This is a genomic window from Arthrobacter sp. NicSoilC5 (genome assembly GCF_019977395.1).
GTDB lineage: Bacteria > Actinomycetota > Actinomycetes > Actinomycetales > Micrococcaceae > Arthrobacter.
Map to the genome: position 1 here is coordinate 143,206 of NZ_AP024660.1, position 24,232 is coordinate 167,437.

Sequence of the window (24,232 nt, forward strand, 5' to 3'; positions counted from 1 at the left end):
CGAAAGCTGGAGCCATGACAGCTTCAGAACGATTAACAGTCCGCGGTCCGGAAGACATCCTTGGCTTCATCCCACACTCACTGGGATATTGGCCCGTCTCCAGCCTGGTAGCCATGACGCTGCACGGCACCAGGCTCGGCGCCACGCTGCGGCTCGACCTTCCCGGACGGGACATCCAGGCAGCCCCGGCCGGGTTCGCCCGCGCCGTCCGCGGCTACCTTGAGGCAGACCGGGACGCTGACGGCTCGTTGCTGGCCGTTTTCACCAGCGACGCCCGGATGGTTCGGCCGTCCGCCTACGACCACCTGATCTCCGCGGTGCAGTCGGCCCTTGCCGACGGTGGAATGCCCGTGCGCGATGCCTGGTTTGTGGGAGACCGCTACTGGCGCGACGCGTCATGCACCGATCCTTCGTGCTGCCCGGTTCCTGGGCGCCCCGTACAGCAGATCAGGGACAGCCTGCTGAACGCTGAGATGGTGTACCGGGGCAGCAGCGTTGGCCCGGCTCCCCGGACAGGCCGCGGCCCGGCGACGGCGGTCCCCGCCATGCATCTGGCCGCCGTCCTTGAGGCACAGGCCACCTGGGAGGAGGAGCTTGGCGGCAGGTCCGGATGCAGGGCACAGTTCAGTGCCGTGCTCGACTTCTGGGAACTGCTGCTGGACCGGTCCCAGGCAGGGCCGTGGGTGCCCGACGTTGAGCGCGACGCATTCCTGCGTGCCACGCTGCTCTGTCCCACCTGGCGCGATGCTGTGCTGGTCATGGCAGCGGCCGGCCGCAGCGCTGCGGAAGCCGGAGCCGAACAGTTTGGAGTCCTTCAGGATGCGGGTGCGGACGGCGGCGCAGCCGCAGTGGTGCCGCTGCCTCTGTTGCCTCCGGTGAACTTCCCGGGCCGCCGGGCACCCGGGAACGGCATGCGGGACGAACCTGCCGGCACGCCTGACCCGGCTGCCGTACCCCGGCGGTTGCGCCTGGTGCAGGGCGCCCGGGGCACTTCCGGCCCCACGCCAGCCGGATACGGCGAGGTCCTGATGGGCCTGGCGCCGGACGTTCCCGACTGGGAGTGCCTGGACGCGCTGGACCGGGTCCTTGGGCAATTGGCTGTGCTGGGCGGCCGTCCGGCCGTTGCCGCGCTGACCCTTCAGGGCTGGGTTTCATGGTGCCGGGGCCGCGGATCCTATTCGGCCGGCTATCTGGGCCAGGCCCTTGAACTTGAACCGGACTACCGGCTTGCTGAGCTGTTGCTGGACCTCGTGGGCAGGGGAACACTGTGCGGCTGGGCTGCGCGGAAGGATGCTGCATGGCAGAAGTTCCGGGAGGAAAGCCCGGAGGAAGGTGCGGGGGAGCAGGCTGGCGGGTAGGAGGCCCTGGACGCGGAGGGCAGGCGCAGGCGGAGGTCTGGACACAAGCCAGGCTTTGGCGGCCCATGGCGTGTCAGCGGGAACGGATAACGGCCGGGGAGGCCCGATCCGGGCAAATCATGAGACAATGGATGCCGAGACCCGGTTGGGTCCGTGTATCGAGTGCTTGTAACCGTCCCCGCGAGGGAACATTACAGCCGCTTCGGGAGTTGTCTTAAGTGACTCTGCCGGCCGTGGTGGCGCTTGGTTTTCATCACGGACTTGACAGGGTCATAGTGGTGTTGCCCGTATGGTGATTCCACAGACCACCGCTAGAAAGGTTTTCTGTGACCCCGTCTTCCACGAAGAAGGATTCCGCCGCCCAGGACGTCTTGTCCCCTGAGGAGAAGCAGGCCGCGACCAACGCCAAGCGGGCAGCCACGCGGGCTGCCAACAAGGCTTCGGCCGGCGAGGCTGGAGCGGACGGCAAGCGCGAGCCCAAGAAGCGTGGGCCCAAGCCCGGCGCCAAGGCTGCAGCAGCGGCCGCTGGAAAGTCCGGTGACGTTGACACGGACGAGGTCGAAGAAGTTGAGGAAGACCTCGACGACATCGTCCTCGAAGGTGCGGACGCAGTTGAGGATGCCGACGCTGAACCCGTCAAGGGTGCCGCCGGCAGCGGCAAGGGCTTCGTCTACTCCGACGCCGACGACGATGACGCCCCGGTGCAGCAGGTCATGTCCGCCGGTGCCACCGCTGACCCCGTCAAGGACTACCTGAAGCAGATCGGCAAGGTGGCACTGCTCAACGCGGAGCAGGAAGTGGACCTTGCGCTGCGGATCGAAGCCGGGCTGTTTGCCGAGGAGAAGATCGCCGCTGACGACGGATCCATGGATCCCAAGTACAAGCGGGAGCTCGAGTTCATCATCCACGACGGCAAGCGCGCCAAGAACCACCTGCTGGAGGCCAACCTGCGCCTGGTGGTCTCGCTGGCCAAGCGCTACACCGGCCGCGGCATGCTCTTCCTGGACCTGATCCAGGAAGGCAACCTTGGCCTGATCCGCGCCGTGGAGAAGTTCGACTACACCAAGGGCTTCAAGTTCTCCACCTACGCCACCTGGTGGATCCGCCAGGCCATTACCCGCGCCATGGCCGACCAGGCCCGCACCATCCGTATCCCGGTGCACATGGTTGAGGTCATCAATAAGCTGGCACGTGTCCAGCGCCAGATGCTGCAGGACCTGGGCCGCGAACCCACGCCCGAGGAGCTGGCACTGGAACTGGACATGACCCCGGAAAAGGTTGTCGAAGTCCAGAAGTACGGCCGCGAACCGATTTCGCTCCACACCCCCCTCGGTGAGGACGGCGATTCCGAGTTCGGTGACCTGATCGAGGACTCTGAGGCCGTTGTCCCGGCCGATGCCGTGAGCTTCACGCTCCTGCAGGAGCAGCTGCACTCGGTGCTGGATACCCTTTCCGAGCGCGAGGCCGGCGTCGTCGCCATGCGGTTCGGCCTGACGGATGGACAGCCGAAGACTTTAGACGAAATCGGAAAGGTCTATGGCGTCACCCGCGAGCGGATCCGCCAGATCGAATCGAAGACCATGTCCAAGCTCCGCCACCCGTCCAGGTCGCAGGTGCTGCGGGACTACCTGGACTAAACCCTTCGCAGGGCCGAACAGGGGCCGTTCCGGATCCACTGAAAAGTGGGTCCGGGACGGCCCCTGTTAGTTTTCGGTTCTGTCGTCTCCGGGCTGGCAGGCGGTCCTGTTCCGCTATCGGCCGGGCCCAGTCCGGCTCCGCCTCCTTAAACGCCTGCGGGACCCTTCCGTGTGGAAGAGTCCCGCAGGGTTCGTTGTTACCGATGCCTCATCTAGTCGATTTCAACGGCAGCTTTCTCGTGAAGCTTTCCCGTCTCGTCGTGCCAGTCGGAGCTCAACGGCTTGAGCGTCGCCTCGACTGCACGGGCGTGGTGGCCGCAGAACAACAGCTCACCGCCGGAGGACTCGAGTACAACCCGGACATATGCCTGAGCTCCGCAACGGTCGCACCGGTCCAGTGCATTAAGCGTGCGGTCTGCCACTGCTGTTGTCATATCGGCCTCCTTAGTAGATCAGTACATCTATATAACCAGCATTCGTATCCAAACCATCGCAAGGATGGGGCAAGTTCGCTGTGCGCGTATCCGCAAGGTTCGGTCAAGAACTGCCCAGTTCCGCCCGTCACCAAGGCCCGTGGCGTGCCGCACACCGGCCCGTGGGTGTGGCAGACGGCTGTGGCCGCTGCCGCCGACTATTCTGGAAGGTGCGGTCCCAGCGCCGCGTCGACGTCCCTGAAGGAGTTCATCACCAGTGGCACCCAGCTCTGAGTACACCGCCCGGCACCTCTCCGTCCTGGAAGGCCTTGAAGCCGTCCGCAAGCGCCCGGGCATGTACATCGGTTCGACCGACTCGCGCGGCCTCATGCACTGCCTCTGGGAAATCATCGACAACTCCGTGGACGAGGCCCTGGCCGGATTCGGCCACGACATCCGCATCATCCTCCACGCGGACAACTCCGTGGAAATCCACGACGACGGCCGCGGCATCCCCATCGACAAGGAGCCCAAGACGGGCCTCACCGGCGTCGAAGTGGTGTTCACCAAGCTCCACGCCGGCGGCAAGTTCGGCGGCGGCTCCTACACCGCGTCCGGCGGCCTGCACGGCGTGGGCGCCTCAGTGGTCAACGCCCTGTCCTCGCGGCTGGACGTCGAGGTGGACCGGGGCGGCAAGACGTACCGCATGTCCTTCCGCCGCGGCGAACCCGGCCGCTTCAAGGACACCGGTTCCCGCCTGGACCCGGCAGCACCGTTCACGCCGTTCGTCAACGACTCCGTCCTGGACGTGGTGGGGAAGGCCAAGCGCGGCGTCACCGGGACCAGGATCCGCTACTGGGCTGACCGGCAGATCTTCACCCCGGACGCCAAGTTCTCCTACGAGGACCTCGTTGCCCGTGCCCGCCAGACCTCCTTCCTGGTGCCCGGCCTCAAGCTCACCGTGCGGGACGAGCGCAAGGTCCCCGGAACCCCGGGCGAGGCCGGCCCCCACGAAGAGGTCTTCCACCACGACGGCGGCATTTCCGAATTCGTCGAGTTCCTCGCCGCGGACCCGGCCGTCACCGACGTCTGGCGGCTGCACGGCGCAGGAAAGTTCAAGGAAACGGTCCCGGTCCTTGACGAACGCGGGCACAGCCAGCTGGCCGAGGTGGAGCGCGACTGCGAGGTGGACGTGGCGCTCCGCTGGGGGATCGGCTACGACAGCACCGTGCGGAGCTTCGTGAACATCATCGCCACCCCGAAGGGCGGAACGCACCAGTCAGGGTTCGAACAGGCCCTGATCAAGACCTTCCGCAAAGCCGTGGAGGCCAATGCCCGCAAGCTCAAGGCCGGCAACGACAAGATCGAAAAAGACGACATCTTCGCCGGCCTGACCGCCGTGCTGACCGTCCGGCTCGCCGAACCCCAGTTCGAGGGCCAGACCAAGGAGATCCTGGGCACCAGCGCCGTACGCGCCATCGTGGCCAAGGTGGTGGAGCGCGAAATCTCCGCCAAACTGTCCTCCAGCAACCGGAACGACAAAGCCCAGTCGGCACTGCTGCTGGAAAAGATCGTCAACGAGATGAAGTCCCGCATCTCGGCCCGCGTGCACAAGGAGACCCAACGGCGCAAGAACGCGCTGGAAACCTCCTCGATGCCCACCAAGCTCGCTGACTGCCGGACGGACGACGTCGAACGCTCCGAACTGTTCATCGTGGAAGGCGACTCCGCGCTGGGCACGGCCAAGCTGGCGCGCTCTTCCGACTTCCAGGCCCTGCTGCCCATCCGCGGCAAGATCCTGAACGTCCAGAAGGCCTCGGTGGGGGACATGCTCTCCAACGCCGAGTGCGCGGCCTTGATCCAGGTGGTCGGGGCAGGCTCCGGCCGCAGCTTCGACATCAGCGCAGCGCGCTACGGCAAGGTCATCCTCATGACCGACGCCGACGTGGACGGTGCCCACATCCGGACGCTGCTGCTGACCCTCTTCTTCCGGTACATGCGGCCCATGATCCTCGAAGGCAGGGTGTTCGCCGCGGTCCCTCCGCTGCACCGGGTGGAAGTCATCAACGCCGGGCAGAAGGCCAATGAAATGATCTACACCTACTCCGAGGCCGAGCTCCACGTGCTCCTGGCCCGCCTGGCCAAGGAAGGCAAGCGGTACAAGGAACCGATCCAGCGCTACAAGGGCCTGGGGGAGATGGACGCCGAGCAGCTGGCCGAGACCACCATGGATCCGCGGCACCGCACCCTGCGCAAGGTGGGAATCGAAAACGCCCAGCAGGCGGAAGAGATCTTCGACCTGCTGATGGGCTCGGACGTTTCCCCGCGCAAGGACTTCATCATTGCCGGTGCATCCAGCCTGGACCGGGAGCGCATCGACGCCTGACCGCCGGCGGCGTCAGTCTGTGGCCGGGCAGGTGTGTGCGGCCGGTTTCAGCCGAGCAGCCCGGGGACCACAAGCAGTGCGGTGGGCAGCGCCAGGAGCAGCGCGCAGCCGGCCATGACCGCACTGCGGACGGCCGCCGGAAGCTGGGGCTGCGGCGTCAGGAGGCGGCTGACCCTGGAGGCTGCGGTCCGGACGGCGTCCGAGCCCGGGCCGCCCGATGCTGCCTCGAGTCCGGACAGGGCCAGCGTGGGGGAGGACGGCCGGATGTCCGTGGTGCCCGCGTTGCCTGCAGAGCCGCTGGCCACAATGGCGATGGCCTTGATCAGGGTCGCTTTGCTCTCGGTCCGGAGCGCGACGTCGTCGGCCAGCATTTCGATCAGCGAATTCACCGACTCCTGCGCCATTCGGGTGGTGGGCAGCCATGGAAGGGCCTGCCGCCAGGCTGCGAAGGCCCACAGGAGCAGGTGGTGCCGCTGGCTCAGGTGGGCGTTTTCGTGGATCAGGACGGCACGCAGTTCGGCCGGTTCAAGGGCCGCCATGAGGCCGTCCGACAGGACGGTCACCGAGCGTGCGCCGCCCGGGAGGCAGTAGGCGACAGGGGAATCGTGGTTGATGACGAGCGTTCCGGCGCCCTGTGCCGAGGGCGAGGCCAGGAGGGCGAGCAGTTCCCGGTGCCGGCGCCGCTGCCGCTGGATTTTGTAATACGTCAGCAGCAGCGTGAAGACCAGGTGGGCCGTGAGCAGTGCGGCAGCGGACAGGGCAAAGATATGCCAGAACCCCAGTGCCGTGGTGGGGGCATTGAAAAGCACCATGCCGGCAAGGGCGCGCAGCCCCGCAATGAGGTTGTCACCAACTGGTTCCAGGCCGTAGACCAGCATGGCGCCGATCATGGAAAGCCCACCTGCGAGCGCGATTGCCTGCCACAGCAGCATGGCCGTGAAGGGTGACCTGGCCGGCCACTGGGCCCGTGACAGGAGGATTGGCACCGGCCAGGCCAGGATTATCGCAAGGACCGCCAGCAGGTATGAGGCCCAGAACATGGTGTGTTAGAGGTGACCCAGCAGTTTGCGCAGCGTCTCGGCTTCACCTTCGGAGACAGACCCGATGAAGCGGGCCAGGACGGCCTCGCGGTCCGGGGCTGACCCAAGGACCTCATGCATGAGTTCGGCGGTGTGGTCTGCACGGCTGGACACTGCCTGGTACCGGTGCGGGCGGGTTCCGCGTTCGCGCTCAACCAGCCCTTTCTTCTCCAGGCGGGAAAGTACGGTAAGCACCGTTGTGACGGCCAGTTCCTTGCCTTCGTGGCCCGGTCCGCCCTGTGCAGCCGACGTGCGCGCCAGCTGGTCCCTCAGGGTATTGGCCGTAGCCGCTTCCTGGCCCGCCCAGAGCAGGTCCATCACTGCCCGTTCCAGTTCACCAAGACTAGCCATTTCACTTTTCCTTTATTTCCCCGCACCGTGCGCTGTGAGGCGCCCGGTGACGACACGCGGTTGTTCAACTACACAACTAAATTTACCCCTAAACCGCCGAACCTTCTACATCGGGTAGAACATCTGGCGCGCCGCGTCCCGGTGGGCGATCCTTAGGGAGGGTGATCGGTTTTCGCCCGCCGTCGACCATGTTCTACACTGTGTAGAAGTTACAGTTCTACGAAGCGTAGAAAACTGCATTGGCTAACAGTAGGGACTGCCATGGACGCCTTGGAAATCGCACGCTGGCAATTCGGTATCACCACGGTCTACCACTTCATGATGGTGCCGCTGACCATTGGCCTGGGCCTGGTGGTCGCCGTGATCCAGACGGCCTGGTACCGCACCGGAAAGCCCGAGTACCTGCGCATGACCAAGTTCTGGGGAAAGCTCTTCCTCATTAACTTCATCATGGGCGTTGCCACGGGCATCGTGCAGGAGTTCCAGTTCGGCATGGCCTGGAGCGAGTACAGCCGCTTCGTCGGTGACGTCTTCGGCGCACCGCTGGCCCTTGAGGCACTCCTGGCGTTCTTCGTCGAGTCCACCTTCCTGGGCCTCTGGATCTTCGGCTGGAAGCAGCTCAAGCCCGCCATCCACCTGGCCTGCCTCTGGGTGGCCGTCATAGGATCAGCACTTTCCGCCTACTTCATCATCGTGGCCAACAGCTGGATGCAGCACCCGGTGGGCGTGGAAATGATCAACGGCCGGCCCGTCATGACCGACGCCTGGGCAGTATTCACCAACAACACCGCCCTCGTCGCCGTCCCGCACACCCTGTTTGGTGCTCTCGCCGTAGCAGGCGGATTCCTCCTTGGCATTGCCTGGTACCACCTGTGGCGCAGGCGGCACGACGGCATTGACACCGTGGGCGCCGACGGCCGCGTCATCCCCGGTGAAGACGCCCGCATCCCCGGCCGCGACCGCACCGACCACAGCGTGTGGATCCGGTCCCTGCGCATCGGCGCCGTGGTGGCCATGATCTCCTTCGCCGGCACCGCGGTCACCGGTGACCTGCAGGGCAAGCTCATGTTCCAGCAGCAGCCCATGAAGATGGCCGCCGCGGAGGCCGCCTGCCACGACGGCACCGGGTTCTCCGTCCTGAGCATCGGCAACGTGGGATCCAAGAACTGCGACGACGTGGTGGCCGTGATCGAAGTCCCCGGCATCCTGTCCTTCCTGGCCAAGGGCGACTTCACCACCGAGGTCCAGGGCGTCAACAGCCTGCTGCCCGAGTACAAGGCCAACTACGGAACCCACCTGCCGGACAATCCCATCTACGGCGAACGCGCCGGCCAGGAAATCCAGTACGTCCCCGTTATGGAAGTCACTTACTGGGGCTTCCGGATGATGATCGGCTTCGGCGGACTCGCCGCCCTGGCGGCACTAGTGGCACTCTGGCTCACCCGCAAGGGGACGGTGCCCGAAGCACGGTGGCTCATGCGGCTGGCCGTGTTCGGCATCCTGGCACCCTTCGGCGCCAATGCCGCCGGCTGGATCTTCACCGAGATGGGCCGCCAGCCGTTCGTGGTTGCGCCCAACCCGGATCCCAGCGGCATTGACCAGGTGTTCATGTTCACCGCAGCCGCCGTGTCACCGGGTGTCTCCGCAGGGGAACTGATCGCCTCCCTGGTGGCCCTGACCGCCGTGTACGCCGTCCTGCTGGTGGTGGAAGTGAAACTGCTGGTCAAGTACATCCGCGGCGGCGTGGTCTCCGCGATGCCGGAACTCGCCCATGCACCCGCGGACGAAAACGAGGACCAGACGCCCGGCCCAGGCGGCAACGGGGACACCAAGCCCGCCGACGACGTCCTGGCCTTCGCCTACTAACCGCATCCGGCTCCAAAGACCGAGCAGAGGAAAAACACAATGGAACTGCTGCCCACCATCTGGTTCATCGCCATCGCGGTGCTGTGGACCGGCTACCTCTTCCTGGAGGGCTTCGACCTGGGCGTCGGGATGCTGATGAAGCTCTTCGCCCGCAACAACACCGAACGCCGCGTGCTCCTGAACACCATCGGGCCCGTCTGGGACGGCAACGAGGTGTGGCTGCTGACTGCAGGCGGTGCCACCTTCGCCGCCTTCCCGCTCTGGTATGCGTCCTTGTTCTCCGCGCTCTACCTGCCGCTGCTGGTGGTCCTGCTTGCCCTGATCTTCCGTGCCGTGGCGTTTGAGTACCGCGGCAAGGTGGACACCGACAGCTGGCGGAACCGTTGGGACTGGGCCATCGCGCTGGGCTCCTTCTTCGCCGCCTTCGGCGTGGGGGCCGCCCTGGCCCTCACCACCACCGGCCTGCCGCTGAACGTCAACGGCGACCGCGAGGGCGGCCCCATGGCCTGGTTCAGCGGCTACGCCCTTCTTGGCGGCGTGGCGGTAGTGGGGTTCTCCCTCCTGCACGCCTTGGCCTTCCTGGCCCTCAAGACCGACGGGGACGTCCGGCACCGGGCCCGCCAGTGGTTCGTGCGGCTCCTGCCGGTACTGCTCCTGCCCATCGCGGCATGGGCACTCGCCATCCAGTTCATGGACGGCAAGCCCTGGACCTGGGCCGCCGTCATCCTGGCCGTAGGCGCCGCCATCACTGCCTGGCTGCTGGCACGGAGGGGTTCTGAAGGCAGGGCGTTCCTGGCCCTCGGCGGCTTCCTGGTGCTGGGCACCACCGCCATCTTCGGCGCCGTGTTCCCCGTGGTGCTGCCCTCCACGCTGGACAGTGCCTTCGACCTCACCATCTCCAACGCATCCTCCTCGGACTACACCCTGGGACTGATGAGCATTGTGGCGGCATTCGGCCTTCCCCTGGTGATTGCGTACCAGGCATGGACCTACTGGGTGTTCCGCCGCCGGGTGAGCGCCGCGCACATCCCGGAAGCCCACAGCTTCCTCCCGGCGGTCGCCGCCAGGGCCTTCACCACCAAGGGCTGACGTGCGCCCAACTTTCCCCGCCGGTCCGTCCACCCGCTCAGCGATCTATTGGCTGGGACTCCTGGCCGCGCTCAAGGCGCTGTCCCTGGTCCTGATCGGGCAGGCAGTGGCCTCCGTCCTGGCGGGACTGGTTGCCGGAAACCCGGCGTGGGGGAGCCAGCTGACCGCCGGACTTGCCGGCGTCGTCCTCCGCTCCCTGACCGTGTGGGGCCAGGCCGTCGCTGCACGCCGCGCGGCGCTGGGCGTGAAGGAGGAGCTTCGCGCTGAGCTGCTGGAGCGCGCCCTGCGCACCGGTGTGCGCGGATCCGGCCCCGGCGACGGCGGCCTGGCGGTCCTCGCCACCCGCGGCCTGGACGCCCTGGACAGCTACTACACCCAGTTCCTTCCCGCACTGGTCAACTGCGCGGCCGTTCCGCTGCTGCTGGGGGCCCGGATTCTCTTCGCGGACTGGGTGAGTGCGCTGGTCATCGTGCTGACGGTGCCGCTGATCCCGGTGTTCATGGTGCTGATCGGCCGGTACACCGAGGACAGCGTGTGGCAGGCCCAGGCGTCGCTGGCACGGCTCTCGGCGCACATGCTGGAGCTGGCCAAGGGCCTGCCGGTCCTGGTGGGGCTGGGCCGCGCCACCGCCCAACGCAAGGCCCTTGAAGAGATTTCGGAGGAATACCGCTCGCGCACCATGGGCACTTTGCGCACCGCGTTCCTGTCCGCGCTGGCCCTGGAACTCATCGCCACCATTTCGGTGGCAGTGGTGGCCGTCTTCATTGGCGTCCGGCTGGTCCATGGTGACATGCCGCTGGAGGCCGGCCTGCTGGCGCTCATCCTGGCGCCGGACTGCTACCTTCCGCTGCGCGAACTTGGCACCGCCCACCACGCCAGCGACGACGGCAGGGTGGCGCTCGCGGAAACAGCCGCCGTGACCGGGGCTCCCGAGGCTGCACCCCTGCCCGCTGCCAAGGCCGGCAGGCCCGGCGCTCCCTTGGAGGTCACCGGACTCACCGTGACGTATGCCGGCCGGTCCGGAGCCGCCGTCGGGCCCCTCACGTTCACCGCACCGCAGGACAGGATTACCGCCCTGGACGGCCCCAGCGGCGCCGGCAAGAGCACCGTCCTGGGCGTTCTCGCCGGAACGGTCGGCGACGGCGGCGGGACCAGTATTACCGGGTCCACCAGCGGACTGGACCGCCGCGCGGTGGCCTGGGTGCCGCAGCACCCCGTCATGGTGGCCGGAACCGTCCTGGACGAGGTGCTGCTCTACCTCTCACTGGACCCCGGGCACGGCCCGGACAGGTTCACCGCCGAGGAGGCTGCGCGGCGCTGCCTGGAACGCGCCGGCGCCGGGCACCTGGCAGCAAAGCACCAGGCGGAACTGAGCCCGGGCGAGCTGCGCCGGGTCGCACTGGCCCGCGGCCTGGCCCGGATCGAGGCCGGCGCCACCCTCCTGCTGCTCGACGAACCCACCGCACACCTCGATGACGCGTCCGCCGTGATCGTCGAGGACGCCATCCGCCGGCTCCGTGGCCAGGTCACCGTGATCCTGGTGGCCCACAACCAGCGCACCCGGCAGCTGGCGGACCTGCTGGTGCCGGTGGCGCCGGCGCCGGGGGCCGACGCCGTAGCCCACCAGGAGGGTGCTGCTGCCGCGTTGCTGCCCGCCACCATGCCGGCCACCCTTCCTGCCGGCCCGGCAGGAGGCCGCGCGGCAGACGAGGGGGCACCGGACGTCGCTTCCACGGACCTCCCCGCCACACGAAACCCGGCCGCGGGCGCCCCCGCACAGGCTGCCCCCGGCGCCGCCCGCCTCCTGGCCGCCCTCCTGGCACCGGTCCGGGGCAAGTTCGCCGCAGCGGCCTTCGTCGGCACCCTGGCAGCCGTCTTCGCCGTCGCGCTTTCCGGCCTGTCCGGCTGGCTCATCATCCGGGCCAGCGAACAACCACCCATCCTGTACCTCCTGACCGCCATCGTCGGCGTCCGGTTCTTCGGCATTGGCCGGGCTGTGTTCAGGTACTGGGAACGGCTGCTGCTGCACGATGCCGTGTTCGCCGCACTCACGCGCCTCCGCGGCCGCCTCTGGGAGTCGCTGAGCCGCAGGGCCCTGTCGCTGCGCCGGCTCCTGCAGGGCGGCAACGTGCTGGGAACGGTGATCGACGACGTCGACACTGTCCGGGACCTCCTGCCGCGCGTGGTCCTGCCGCCCGTCACGGCGCTCGTGGTGTCCATCCTGGCCGTGGCAGCCACAGGCATCCTGGTGCCGGACGCCCTTCCCGCCGTGGTGGGAGCTGCAATTGCCGGGCTGCTGCTGGCACCTGCCGCCGCCCTGTGGGGCGACCGCAAATCCGCCGCCGCCGAGCAATCCCTGCGGTCCGTCGTCCTGCGCCGCGTCACCGCTGCCCTCGATGCCCGGGCCGAACTGCACGCCAACGGCGTGGCGCCCCGCGTGCTTGACGCCCTGCTGGCGGAGGACCGCCATGCCACGCGCGCATCGCAGCGCTCCGCCTGGGCCGACGGGCTGGGACATGGCGTCGCCACCGCAGCCTGCGGCACGGCAGCCCTGGCGGCCGCGTGGCTGGCCGCCCCACGCGTCGTCTCGGCCCAGGTGGCCCCGGCGACGGCGGCCGTGGTGGTCCTGCTGCTGCTCGCGCTGGTGGAACCCTACGCGGCGATGACGACGGCGGTGCGCCAGTACCCCGCGCTGCGTTCCGTCCTGCGCCGGGTGGGGGAGTCCGGGGCCCTTGACGGGGGCGGGATCCCTGACGGAGGCCGGACCCCTGGCGGCGGAGAAACCCCCGAGGGCCTGCAGCCTGTTCCCGCCAGGGCCGGGAATGCGCCAGGCGTTGAACTGGTGGGTCTGGCCGCGGCATGGCCGGGCGGCTCTCCGGTCTTCTCCGGCGTGGATGCCGTGGCAGTCCCGGGACGTTGGCTGGCGGTCACCGGACCGTCCGGTTCCGGCAAATCCACGCTGCTCTCGGTGCTGCTGGGCTTCCTGCCACCGGCATCCGGTCAGGTCATGGTCACCGGCCGGGCTGCCTGGTGCCCCCAGGAGGCCCACCTGTTCGATTCCACCATCCGGGGAAACCTGCTGCTGGGACGGCCCGCCACCAACGGCGCGACTCCGGCAGGGGACCACGACCTGGAGGCCGTCCTGGCCGCCGTCGGACTCTCCGCGCTGGTGGGCCGGCTGCCGGCGGGGCTGGACACCCGGATCGGGCCCGGCGGTGCCTTCCTGAGCGGCGGCGAGCGCCAGCGCCTGGCGGTAGCGCGGACCCTGCTGACGGGCGCGGAAGTGATCCTGCTGGATGAACCCACAGCGCACCTCGATGCCGGATCCGCGGCTGCCATGCTGTCCGACCTGCGCGCCGGACTGCGGGACCGCACCGTGGTGCTGGTAACGCACAACCCGGCTGACATCCACGCCGGCGACGCCCGGCTGGAGCTTGCAGCCTCCGCCGGACAGCCCCGGGGATCCCTGGCGCCCTCGCGCTGAGCGAAGCCGGATGCGCTTCGCCGCGCCGGCTTCGGGTCCTGGCGGACCCCGGACGTCAGCCGTCGACGTCGTGCAGGTGGTGGACCACGTCGTGCAGGAAATACTGGGAAAGCGTCAGGACGGTGAACTCCGAGCCGTTGCTGCGCAGGCCCTTGCGGCCCCAGTCCTCTTCCGGGACGCCGGCGAAGGACTCGGCGGCCTCGTGACCTTCCGCCGCCAGTTCCGGGCCCACCTCGGATGGATCGGCGTTGGCGTAGTCCTTCTCAAGGGCTGTCCGGTCCTGGTCCCAGTCCGCGAAGCGGGCGCCATCCTCGGCGAGCATCAGGTTCAGGCGCTGGTTGAAAAGGGTGAAGACGTCCCGCACATGGCACGCGTACTCCAGCGCCGACCACGTCTGCCCGTCGGGGCGCTCCGCCGCGTCCGGCCGGCGGAGGACGGCCAGCCACCGGGGAATCATGCTTTCGATGCTTCCGGGAACCGTGGCAGGGGTGGCGGTGGAGGCATGGAAGTTGCATTCCGGGCAGGGCCGTGACAGGACCCAGGTCCAGTCCTTTTCATCAGGAACGATAGGCATGGGAGCAGTCTAAGCCGTGCGGGCCAAAAGACTCTGGGCCGGGTGCAGCGGCCCGGCCAGCGTGGCCGCATGAGCCCGGAAGCGCGCCTGGGCGCGGAGAGTATGGTGCAGCTGGCTGGCCTGATGAAGCGGTTCGGCCGGAACACAGCGCTCGACGACGTGACCCTCACCATTGGACCGGGCGAGGTGTTCGGATACCTGGGCCCCGACGGGGCAGGCAAGACCGCCACCATCCGGCTCCTGATGGGGATGCTGGGACAGTGTGCTGGTGGCCGCGGGCACCATTGCGGTGCTGGTGGCGCTCGTCGTCGCCGGGTTCCGGCGCAGGGACGTAGCCGGGCCGGCTGAGCGGGAGGTGGCCGCAGCCCTGCTCCCCGGCGGGCCCTACTCCGCGGCGTCCCCTGCTGCTGCGGCGTCCCCTGCTGCGCCGCCGTCCATCCACGCCATGGCCGGGCCCACTACCTCCACGGCCTGGGAGAGCGGGACGCCCGAGCCGTCACGGCGGCCGTGTTCCTGCGGCAGTGACCGCGCCACTCCGCCGGCGGAGGACGCCTTGGCCGGCCCGTGGCCCGCCCACGCGAGGAGCAGCATGTCCTCGCCCTTGAGGAACCGGTGCGACCGGACCCCTGCAGTGGCACGCCCCTTGGCCGGATATTCGGAGAATGCGGTGACCTTGGCCGTGCCCGGGGCGGTGCCTGGGAGGGCGCCGTTGGTCCCGGCGATGGTGACCACGACGGCGGCCTCGTCCTGGGGCTGTACGGCACCAAAGAAGATCACCTGGTCACCCGCGGCCAGTTTGATCCCGGCCATGCCGCCGGCAGTGCGCCCCTGGGGACGGACCACGGCTGCGGGGAACTTCAGCAGCTGTGCTTCCCGGGTGAGGAACACCAGTTCGGTGTCATCGGCCCCGGCCGGAGCGACTCCCACCACCACGTCCTTGTCCTTCAGAGTGATGACTTCCCAGTCTTCCCGGTTCAGCGGGTAGTCCGGCTGGACCCGCTTCACCACGCCCTGCGCGGTGCCGATGGCCAGGACTTCATCCAGCCGCACGAACGCCACCAGGGACTCACCCTTCACCAGGGTGAGGAACTCCTTGGCCGGCACGCCGCCGGCCAGGTTGGGCAGGCCGGCCACAGGAGGCAGGACCGGCATGTCCATGACCTGCAGCCTGAGCATCCGGCCCTGCGAGGTGACCGCCGCGATTTCGCCGCGGGCCGACGTCTTGACCACCGAGGTGTACACGTCGTGCCTGCTCCGGGGCCCTGCCTCGGCCAGCGGTTCCTGGGTGCTGGTGCGTGCCACCTGCCCGGAGGCGGTGAGGATGGCCCAGCAGGGGTCGTCAGCGATCTCGAGGGACAGCGGCGCAGCCTTGCCCTTCTTCGCCCCGGCGAGCTCGGCAGCGGCGACGGTGGGGGACACGGCCTCGGACTCCAGGAGGACCGTCCGGCGCGGGGTGCCGTGTTCCTCGGCAATCGCACCGAGTTCGTCGGAGACCACGGTGCGCAGCAGTTCCTCGGAGTCCAGGATGGCCTGGAGTTCCGCGATCTCGCGGCGCAGCTCGTCCTGCTCCTTCTCCAGCTCGATCCGGGAGTACTTGGTGAGCTGCCGCAGGCGCAGTTCAAGGATGTAGTTGGCCTGGACCTCGGTGAGGTCGTAGATGGACATCAGCCGCTCGCGGGCCGCCGCGGCCTCGTCCGAGGACCGGATGATCTGGATGACCTCGTCGATGTCCACGATGGCGATGAGGAGGCCCTCCACCAGGTGCAGGCGGTCCTTCTTCTTGCCCAGGCGGAAAACGGTGCGGCGACGGACCACGTTGATCCGGTGGTTGACGTACACGGACAGCAGGTCCACCAGGCCCAGCGTCTGCGGCTGGCCGTCCACCAGGGTGACGTTGTTGATGCCGAAGGAGTCCTCCATCGGCGTGTACCGGTAGAGCTGCTGCAGCACGGCGGTGGGGTTGAAGCCGTTCTTGAGCTCGATGACCAGCCGCAACCCGTGCTTGCGGTCGGTCAGGTCCACGATGTCGCTGATGCCGGTCAGCTTCTTCGCATTGACCGCATCCTTGATCTTTTCGATCACCTTTTCCGGGCCCACCATGTACGGCAGTTCCGTGACCACCAGTCCGGTGCGGCGCGCGGAGAGCTGCTCGATTTCCACCTTGGCCCTGGTCTTGAACGAGCCGCGGCCGGTGGCGTAGGCGTCGCGGATGCCGTCCAGGCCCACGATCCGGCCACCGCTGGGCAGGTCCGGGCCCGGGACGAACCGCATGAGGTCATCCAGGGTTGCGTCGGGGTTGGCGATCAGGTGCCGGGCGGCGGAAATGACCTCCACCAGGTTGTGCGGGGCCATGTTGGTGGCCATGCCGACGGCGATGCCGGTGGCGCCGTTGACCAGCAGGTTGGGGAAGGCGGCGGGGAGGACGTCCGGCTGGGTCAGCTGGTTGTCGTAGTTGGGGACGAAGTCCACCACGTCTTCGTCCAGGTGGTTGGTGAGCGTGAGGGCGGCCGCCGCCAGCCGGGCCTCGGTGTACCGCGGTGCTGCCGGGCCGTCGTCGAGCGAGCCAAAGTTGCCGTGCCCGTCAATCAGGGGCAGCCGCAGCGAAAAGCCCTGCGCCATGCGCACCATGGCGTCGTAGATGGCGGCGTCACCGTGCGGGTGCAGCTTGCCCATGACTTCGCCCACCACGCGCGCACTCTTGACGTGGCCGCGGTCCGGGCGCAGGCCCATGTCGCTCATCATGTACAGGATGCGGCGCTGTACCGGCTTCAGGCCGTCCCGGGCGTCAGGCAGGGCGCGCGAGTAGATCACCGAGTAGGCGTACTCCAGGAACGAACCCTGCATCTCGGACGTGACGTCGATATCGACGATGTTCTCCGTGTAGCTGTCGTCCGCGATGGGCGTTGAATTCTGGCGGCGGGCCATGGGTTTTGGTAAATCCTTCTGGGGTTACTGCGCAGCCTTGCAGGCGTGCTGCGATAGTTTGTGGCTAGGCTAAGCCTATGGTGGATCGGCCCGGGGACGGCGAATATCCGGAACATTGGGAAGCCGATGTCGTCCTGCGCGACGGCGGAACGGCGCACCTGCGCCCCATCCACCCCTCGGACGCAGACGCCGTCCAGGCCTTCCACACCGGGCAGTCGCAGAATTCAATCTACATGCGCTTCTTCGCCTTCAAGGCCAGGTTGTCCGCCAAAGAGCTGAAGCGCTTCACGGAAGTGGACTACAAGGACCGGGTGGCGTTCGTCATCACCATCCACGACGAAATCATCGGCATCGGCCGCTATGACCGGCTGCCGGACCCCACCGAAGCCGAGGTCGCCTTCAACATTGCCGACGCCCACCAGGGCAGGGGCATCGGCTCCATCCTCCTGGAGCACCTGGCCGCCGCCGCCCATGAAAACGGGATCCGGAAGTTCACCGCGGAGGTCCTGCCGGAGAACCGCAAGATGCTGATGGTCTTCTCCGACGCCGGCTACGACGTCAAGCGGCATTTCGACGACGGCGTCGTGAGCCTTGAGTTCAATATCGACCCCACCGAAAAATCGCGTGCCGTGATGGAATCCCGCGAGCACCGCGCCGAGGCGAGGAGCGTCCGGGAGCTGCTGGCGCCGTCGTCCGTTGCGGTCATCGGTGCCAGCCGCAAATGGGGCACGGTGGGCTACCAGCTGCTGGAACACATCATCGAAGGCGGCTTCCACGGCACCGTCTATGCCATCAACCCCGAGGCGCTGGAGCTGGCGGGGATGATGTCCTACGGCAAGCTCTCGGAGGTCCCCGAACCGGTGCAGCTGGCCATCATCGCCGTGCCGTACGAGGAGGTCCCCGGCGTGGTGGCGGACTGCGCGGCGGCAGGCGTCAAAGGCGTGGTGATCGCCTCCGCGGGCTTTGCGGACGACGGCGAGCGGGGGCTCCAGCGGCAGCGCGCCCTGGTGCGCCAGGCCAGGGCGAACGGGATGCGCGTGATCGGTCCGGCCTCCCTGGGCATCGCCAACACCCACCCCGATGTGTCGCTGAATGCCTCGATGGCGCCCACGATGCCGCTGCGCGGCGGCCTGGGCCTGTTCAGCCAGTCCGCCGCGATCGGCGTCGCGCTTTACGCCGCCTCCAGCCGGCGCCGGCTGGGACTGTCCAGCCTCCTTTCCGCGGGCAACAGGGCGGACGTCTCCGGCAACGACATGATGCAGTACTGGGAGGACGACGCCGACACCTCCGCCGTGGGCCTGTACCTGGAATCGATCGGCAACCCGCGCAAGTTCTCCCGCATCGCCCGGCGCCTGGCACGCACCAAACCGGTCATCGTTGCCAAATCGGACACCATGGGGCTGCGCCTTCCTCCGGGCCACGCCGTCCGGACCACCCAGGCGCCGGCCGGGGCCCTGGACGCCATGCTGCGCCAGTCGGGCGTCATCCGGGTGGAAACCATAGAACAGCTGGTGGACGTTGCGCAGGTGGTGTCAGGCCAGCCGCTTCCGGCCGGACCCGACGTCGCCGTCTTCAGCAACTCCCAGGCGCTGGGCAACGTGGTGGCGGACAGCGCCGTCGCGCACGGCCTGGGGGTGGCACAGGTGGTCTCCGGACTCGACCTTGACGCCGGCCAGTCAGTCGCCCTGCCCGCGCTGCGGAAGGCCCTCCTGGACGCCCTCGCCTCAGACGCCGTGCACGCCGCCGTCGCAGCCCTGCTCCCTGCCCGCGGCCTGACCGCCGACGCCGTCGCTCAGGTCCTGGCCGAATGTTCCGCCAGCGCGGGGAAGCCGGTGGTTGCCGCGTTCACCGGCATCCTGGATCCTGCCATCCACGTGGAGGGACTGGTGGGCGCCGACGGGTGCACCGTCCCCTGCTTCTCCAACCCCGGAGCCGCCGTCGCCGCGCTCGCAGCCGTGGTCCGCTACGCCGAGTGGGCCGCGCGCGACCAGGGGCAGTTCGTGGAGCCGGCCGGGTGCGACCCCAGGCAGGCCGAGGCCGAGCTCGACGCCCTGCTGGAAGACGTGAAGGGCGAGCAGCTCAAACAGCTGGACCCAACGGCCGCTGCCTCCCTGCTGGGGCATTACGGCATTTCCGTCCTGCCGTCCGCACCGTTCACCACCCCGGACGAGGCCGTGGCGGCAGCAGACGCGCTGGGCTGGCCCGTGGTGCTTAAGACCACCGATCCCGCGCTGCGGCACCGGCTGGATCTTGGCGGCGTGCGCCTTGGCATTGAGGATGCGGAATCGCTGCGGCTCAACATCGAACAGATGCGGCGGGCGCTCGCGGCCTACGGCAACCCCGCGCTCGAGGTGCAGGCGATGGCGCCGGTGGGGCAGGCCTGTACCTTCCGGGCCATCGAGGACCCGTTGCTGGGCCCGGTCATTTCCTTCGGCCTGGCCGGGGATGCCGTCAACCTGCTGGACGACTGGGCGCACCGGGTGCCGCCGCTCTCCGCGGCGGACGTGCACGACTTCATCCGGTCGCCCCGGGCCTCCCTTAAACTCTTCGGCTACCAGGGCCTGCCGGCTGTTGACGTGCAGGCGCTGGAGGAGCTTGCCGGCCGGCTGGCGTGGATGAAGGACAACCACCCCGAGATCGCGCTGGTGGAATTCAACCCCGTACTGTGCGGCACCGCCGGGGCCACCATCCTCGCCGCGGACGTGCGGATCGGCAACGCCGCGCAGCGCACCGACAGCGCCCGCCGGGCCATGCTGGGCTGAGGCGGTTAGCAAGTGACCGGCCGATCTGTGAAAATGGGGGCATGAGCTTCCAGCCTCCCGCGTCGGCGCCCGAAACGCCCGGAAACGAAAACCAGGCAGTCCGCCAGCACAGCTCACACAACCACGGAGTCCAGGGCCAGAGCCTGGAGGACGCGCTGCAGAAGGCCGGGTTCTACCCGCGCCTGGTGTCCGATGTTGTCGATGACGCACTGGATGGCCGGGACTGCGTGGCGCACCTGGTGCACCTGGAAACGCACTTCGACCGGGCAGAAGTGCGCCGCCACATCACCGTCCTGGTCCTCACCGCGGACATGCTGGTCATCACCCATGTGGACGACCAGCAGCTGGATGAGGCGGGGGAGCAGATCGTCGCCCAGATCTCCACGGAGTCCGTTCCCGTGTCCCAGATCAGGTCGGTGGTCCTCAGCTACATGTACGCGCAGCCGCAGAACTACAAGCCCTCCGACCCGGTTCGGGAACTGACCCTGTCCATCGCGTGGTCCGGCGGCCAGCGGCTGGACATGGGTCCGGCCAGCTGCGGCGATCCGCAGTGCGAAGCGGACCACGGCTACACCGGAACCATCGCGCAGGAGGACATCGTGCTCCGGATCAGCGCCGAAGCTGACGGGCTGCAGGCCGTGCAGGACGCCAAACTGTTTGCCCGGGCCCTGCGCGCCGTCAACACCGGTTCCGCGGCCCCCGTGTCCCACGCCCAGTCCATGGCGCCGCGGCCGCGCTCCGGAGTGTTCGGCAACCGGCTCAGCCGCGGGCACCAGCAGCGCTGATGCCGGTAGACCGCCACCACGCCGCACAAGCCTCCGGACGCACCCCCGACCTTCCGCCTGCTCCCGCCTATGGGCATCGTTCCATCGCTGAAGTGCTGACCGGTGCAGCCGCAAGCCTTGGGGTGGAAGGTTTTGCCAATACCCTCGGATTCCCTGCTGCCTCACGGGTGTGCGTGGTCCTCGCGGACGGACTGGGCCGGAACCTCCTCAAGCAGAAATCCGCGCACACCCCGTTCCTGCGCTCTGTGCTTCAGGCCGGGCAGGGCGACGTCCCGGTGTGGCTGGACTCCGCCTTCCCTTCCACCACAGCAGCGGCCTTGTCCAGCTTTGGGACCGGGCTTCCTGCCGGCCAGCACGGCATGGTGGGCTACGACGTCCTGGACCCTGACCAGGACAAGGTGGTCAACCTGCTGGGGAACTGGGATCCGGGCGTAGATCCGTCGGCCTGGCAGCCGTTCCCTACCGTGTTCGAACGGATCGCCGAACAGGTGGACGTCAGCACGGTCAGCCTCTCCCAGTTCGACGGCTCGCCCATGACCCGGGCCGCACTCCGGGGCGGCAGGTTCATTCCGGGGACAACCGCCCATGCCCGGACCGCCGCCGCGGCCGAAGCCATGGCAGCATCCGGCCCGTCCCTCATGTATTTCTACGTCAACGACCTGGACAAGGCCGGCCACCGCTACGGCTGCCGCTCCGAGCAGTGGGAACACCAGCTGGAAGAGCTCGATGCCACCGTCAAGCGGCTCAACTCCACCCTTCCCGCCGGCACCACCATCCTGCTCACGGCAGACCACGGGATGCTGGACGTGGCCGAACCGCAGCGGATCGATTTCTCCACGGACCCCGCCCTGGTGGAGGGCGTCCGGCACACGGCAGGTGAACCACGGATGGTCCACCTGTACCTTGAAGAAACGCCTCTGTCGGACGGCGGCGCGGAGCGGCTGCTGGCGGCTTGGAAGGCGCGGTTCGGAGACCGGATCTGGGCCTTCACACGCGGTGAAGCCGTAGCCGGGGGACTCTTCGGCAAGGGTGTCCGGCCCGCTGTTGAAGGCAGGATCGGTGACGTCATGATCGCGGCGCGGGACGCCGTCGCGCTTTACGATGGCCGGCGCATGCGGCCGACTGCCATGGAGGTGGTGGGCCAGCACGGCTCGCTGACCAAGGCTGAGCGGGAGGTCCCGCTGCTCTGCTTCACGGCCGAAGGAAGGAACCGCCGGCGTGGCTGAGCTCATCTTCTTCTCCGGCACCATGGACTGCGGAAAGTCCACCCTGGCCCTGCAGATGGACTACAACCACCGGGCCCGCGGCCGCGGCGGTGTCCGGTTCAGCCGCAACGACCGCGCCGGTGAGTCCCGGATCTCCAGCCGCCTGGGTCTGGAGACGGACGCCGTGGAAGTGCTGGACAGCACCGACTTCTGGGAGGAAGTCATGATCCGCCGCACCCAGGGGCAGCGCGTTGACTACCTGATCTGCGACGAAGCCCAGTTCTACACGCCCGAACAGGTGGAGCAGCTGGCCAAAGTGGTGGACGAGATCGACGTCGACGTCTTCGCGTTCGGCATCACCGCTGATTTCCGCACCAGGCTGTTCCCTGGTTCGCAGCGCCTGATTGAGCTCGCCGACCGGGTGCAGGTGCTCCAGGTGGAGGCGCTGTGCTGGTGCGGCCGCCGCGCCACCCACAATGCCAGGACGGTCGACGGCGTCATGGTCACCGAAGGTGCGCAGGTGGTGGTGGGCGACGTGGACATGGTGGTGGAAGCCGCTGCCCCCGAGGCAGGGCATGTTCCGGTGGTGGGGTACGAAACCTTGTGCCGGCGACACTTCATGAGGCGGGTGACGGCTCACGGCGCATCCCTGATGGCACAGCAGGACCAGTTGCTGCCGTTCGACGTCGATGCCTGCCTTTGGCACGGCTCCGGTGGACCCGGCGAGGGCCGGGGGACAGGCCGGCAGGGCTGACGCTTCCGCGCACGCATCCGAACTCCCGCACCGGCACCTCCATTCCGGGAAGCAGAAGCGCTTCCTTGCGGCTCCGACTCATACTGTCGTACCCCTTTGTCATGATGGGTTTATGGGGAAGGCAGCGGTGGCGAGGGCGTTCGGGGAGATCAAGGCTGCCCTTGCTGTGCTGAATGCTGAGGTGGATGGGGCCGGTTCGGTGCCTTTTTCTGCGGCTGACCCTCTGGGTGGTTTGGCGGATGGTTGCCTGGAGATTCTGGCCGGGACCCGTGAGGTGGAGGCCGGGATCGCTGCGGTGAAGGCCAAGGCTGCCGTTGGGTATGCGGAGAGCGCCGCAGCTGTTGCGGGGCCGGATGTTCCGGTGCAGGCGCAGGAGACGGCGGTCGCGGCGGAGATCGGGTGTGTGCTGGCCCTGGGGCCGCGGGCTGCGGGTTCGTTCCTGGTCACCTCGCACGCTGTCACGGCGACGTTGCCGCGGACGTTGGAGGCGTTGCAGGCCGGGGCGATCTCCTGGAGCCACGCGGTGGTGATGGCGGACGAGACAGCGTGCCTTGATCCTGATGGGGCTGCGGCGTTGGAAGCCCATTTCCTGGACCCGGACGCCCCGGACCCGGCGCGGGGGTGCCCGGTGGGGCAGTTGCCGGCGCACCGGTTCAAGGCCAAGGCCCGGACTTGGCGGGAACGCCACCAGGCCGGGTCCATCGAACAACGCCACGCCAAAGGTGTCGGGGACCGGCGGGTGGAGTTCCGGCCGGACCAGGACGGGATGGCCTGGCTCTCCGCCTACCTGCCCGCGGACCAGGCCCAGGCCGGGTGGAACCGGCTCACCGCGGCCGCCCGGGGCAGGCAGGGACCGGACGAGACCCGCAGCATGCCCCAACTCCGGGCCGACACCTTCGCCAACGCAATTCTCACCAACGGCGGCAGCACAGGCAACGGTGCCAGGGTCGGCGCGGGAACTGACCAGCAATCTCCGATCCGGGCGCAGGTGCTGGTCACGGTCCCGGTGTTCTCCCTGCTGGGCCAGACCGACGAACCGGCGATGCTGGTCGGTTACGGTCCCATCCCGCCGCCAATGGCCCGGCGGCTCGTCGCTGGCGGTGCTGGCTCGTTCTACCGGGTGCTGGTGGACCCGCGGGACGGGGCACCGTTGGAAATCGGCCGGACAAGCTACCGGGTCACCGGCGCGATGCGGGCGTGGCTGCGGCTGCGGGACGGCAAATGTCCGTTCCCTGGCTGCAGCAACAACTCCCTGGACAACGACGCCGACCACATCCTCGCCTGGGCCAACGGCGGCACCACCGGAATCAGCAACCTGGGACAGCCCTGCCCGAAACACCACAAACTCCGCCACACCACCGCCTGGAAACCCACCCCGGCCACCAAGAACGAACCACCCGGCTGGACCTCACCCACCGGCCGGCATTACCTGAGCGAACACCAGGACTGGGAACCTGCCCAATGGCCTCCGGGATGGCCGTCAGGGTTCTTGCCCGAGGCCCGCAACAAGCCTGGAGAACGGAGCCTTCTGGAAGATGCCCTCCTCCAGCACCTTGCCGTGTGA

17 protein-coding genes are annotated in these 24,232 nt (G+C 68.1%); 12 read left to right on the forward strand and 5 right to left on the reverse strand.

What is annotated here, in order from left to right:
- Positions 1-14: 14 nt before the first annotated feature.
- Together LDO22_RS00625 and LDO22_RS00630 are read left to right on the forward strand one after the other, a co-directional pair.
- A complete protein-coding gene (locus LDO22_RS00625) occupies positions 15-1,358 on the forward strand; it encodes a DUF4192 domain-containing protein (RefSeq protein ID WP_224025698.1) in 1,344 nt (447 codons plus the stop codon).
- Between the two features lie 326 nt (positions 1,359-1,684).
- Entirely contained in the window at positions 1,685-2,995 is a 1,311-nt protein-coding gene (locus LDO22_RS00630; RefSeq protein ID WP_159632193.1) for an RNA polymerase sigma factor, read from the forward strand.
- Between the two features lie 212 nt (positions 2,996-3,207).
- On the opposite strand, the gene LDO22_RS00635 is transcribed toward LDO22_RS00630, so the two are convergent.
- Positions 3,208-3,429: a hypothetical protein gene (locus LDO22_RS00635; RefSeq protein WP_013600696.1), complete on the reverse strand. Its 222-nt coding sequence runs from the start codon at positions 3,427-3,429 to the stop codon at positions 3,208-3,210.
- A 256-nt stretch (positions 3,430-3,685) separates the two neighbouring features.
- On the opposite strand from LDO22_RS00635, the gene LDO22_RS00640 reads away from it, so the two are divergent.
- Positions 3,686-5,794 (forward strand): DNA topoisomerase IV subunit B, encoded by a 2,109-nt coding sequence (locus LDO22_RS00640; protein ID WP_159632192.1) that lies wholly within the window; start codon positions 3,686-3,688, stop codon positions 5,792-5,794.
- 47 nt (positions 5,795-5,841) lie between these two features.
- On the opposite strand, the gene LDO22_RS00645 is transcribed toward LDO22_RS00640, so the two are convergent.
- Together LDO22_RS00645 and LDO22_RS00650 are read right to left on the reverse strand one after the other, a co-directional pair.
- Complete coding sequence (locus tag LDO22_RS00645) at positions 5,842-6,834, reverse strand: M56 family metallopeptidase (RefSeq protein ID WP_224025699.1); 993 nt, start codon at positions 6,832-6,834, stop codon at positions 5,842-5,844.
- Positions 6,835-6,840: 6 nt separating this feature from the next.
- On the reverse strand, positions 6,841-7,224 hold the full coding sequence (locus LDO22_RS00650) for a BlaI/MecI/CopY family transcriptional regulator (RefSeq protein WP_018769682.1): 384 nt from the start codon (positions 7,222-7,224) through the stop codon (positions 6,841-6,843).
- A 261-nt stretch (positions 7,225-7,485) separates the two neighbouring features.
- Between LDO22_RS00650 and LDO22_RS00655 the strand changes: the two genes are divergently transcribed.
- From LDO22_RS00655 to cydD, 3 genes are read left to right on the forward strand one after another with little or no spacing between them, the layout of a single operon-like run.
- A complete protein-coding gene (locus LDO22_RS00655) occupies positions 7,486-9,090 on the forward strand; it encodes a cytochrome ubiquinol oxidase subunit I (protein ID WP_159632190.1) in 1,605 nt (534 codons plus the stop codon).
- 39 nt (positions 9,091-9,129) lie between these two features.
- Entirely contained in the window at positions 9,130-10,179 is a 1,050-nt protein-coding gene (gene cydB, locus LDO22_RS00660; protein ID WP_224025700.1) for a cytochrome d ubiquinol oxidase subunit II, read from the forward strand.
- A 1-nt stretch (position 10,180) separates the two neighbouring features.
- Positions 10,181-13,663: a thiol reductant ABC exporter subunit CydD gene (gene cydD, locus LDO22_RS00665; RefSeq protein WP_224025701.1), complete on the forward strand. Its 3,483-nt coding sequence runs from the start codon at positions 10,181-10,183 to the stop codon at positions 13,661-13,663.
- 55 nt (positions 13,664-13,718) lie between these two features.
- Here cydD and LDO22_RS00670 read toward each other — a convergent pair whose 3' ends face one another.
- Positions 13,719-14,237 (reverse strand): DinB family protein, encoded by a 519-nt coding sequence (locus tag LDO22_RS00670; protein WP_224025702.1) that lies wholly within the window; start codon positions 14,235-14,237, stop codon positions 13,719-13,721.
- Positions 14,238-14,306: 69 nt separating this feature from the next.
- On the opposite strand from LDO22_RS00670, the gene LDO22_RS00675 reads away from it, so the two are divergent.
- Positions 14,307-14,585: an ATP-binding cassette domain-containing protein gene (locus LDO22_RS00675; RefSeq protein WP_224025703.1), complete on the forward strand. Its 279-nt coding sequence runs from the start codon at positions 14,307-14,309 to the stop codon at positions 14,583-14,585.
- Positions 14,586-14,621: 36 nt separating this feature from the next.
- On the opposite strand, the gene LDO22_RS00680 is transcribed toward LDO22_RS00675, so the two are convergent.
- Positions 14,622-17,162 (reverse strand): DNA topoisomerase IV subunit A, encoded by a 2,541-nt coding sequence (locus LDO22_RS00680; RefSeq protein WP_224025704.1) that lies wholly within the window; start codon positions 17,160-17,162, stop codon positions 14,622-14,624.
- Positions 17,163-17,239: 77 nt separating this feature from the next.
- Between LDO22_RS00680 and LDO22_RS00685 the strand changes: the two genes are divergently transcribed.
- From LDO22_RS00685 to LDO22_RS00705, 5 genes are all read left to right on the forward strand, one after another.
- Positions 17,240-19,924: a bifunctional GNAT family N-acetyltransferase/acetate--CoA ligase family protein gene (locus LDO22_RS00685; protein ID WP_224025705.1), complete on the forward strand. Its 2,685-nt coding sequence runs from the start codon at positions 17,240-17,242 to the stop codon at positions 19,922-19,924.
- 41 nt (positions 19,925-19,965) lie between these two features.
- A complete protein-coding gene (locus tag LDO22_RS00690) occupies positions 19,966-20,709 on the forward strand; it encodes a DUF5998 family protein (protein WP_159632184.1) in 744 nt (247 codons plus the stop codon).
- Entirely contained in the window at positions 20,709-21,935 is a 1,227-nt protein-coding gene (locus LDO22_RS00695) for a nucleotide pyrophosphatase/phosphodiesterase family protein (RefSeq protein ID WP_224025706.1), read from the forward strand. Before LDO22_RS00690 ends, LDO22_RS00695 begins: the two co-directional genes overlap by 1 nt.
- Positions 21,928-22,668 carry a thymidine kinase gene (locus LDO22_RS00700; protein WP_224025707.1) on the forward strand — a complete coding sequence of 247 codons (741 nt, stop codon included), beginning with the start codon at positions 21,928-21,930 and terminating at the stop codon, positions 22,666-22,668. The genes LDO22_RS00695 and LDO22_RS00700 overlap by 8 nt, the downstream gene beginning before the upstream one ends.
- Before the next feature lie 112 nt (positions 22,669-22,780).
- Positions 22,781-24,232, forward strand: coding sequence for an HNH endonuclease signature motif containing protein (locus LDO22_RS00705; protein WP_224025708.1), 1,452 nt, complete (start codon positions 22,781-22,783; stop codon positions 24,230-24,232).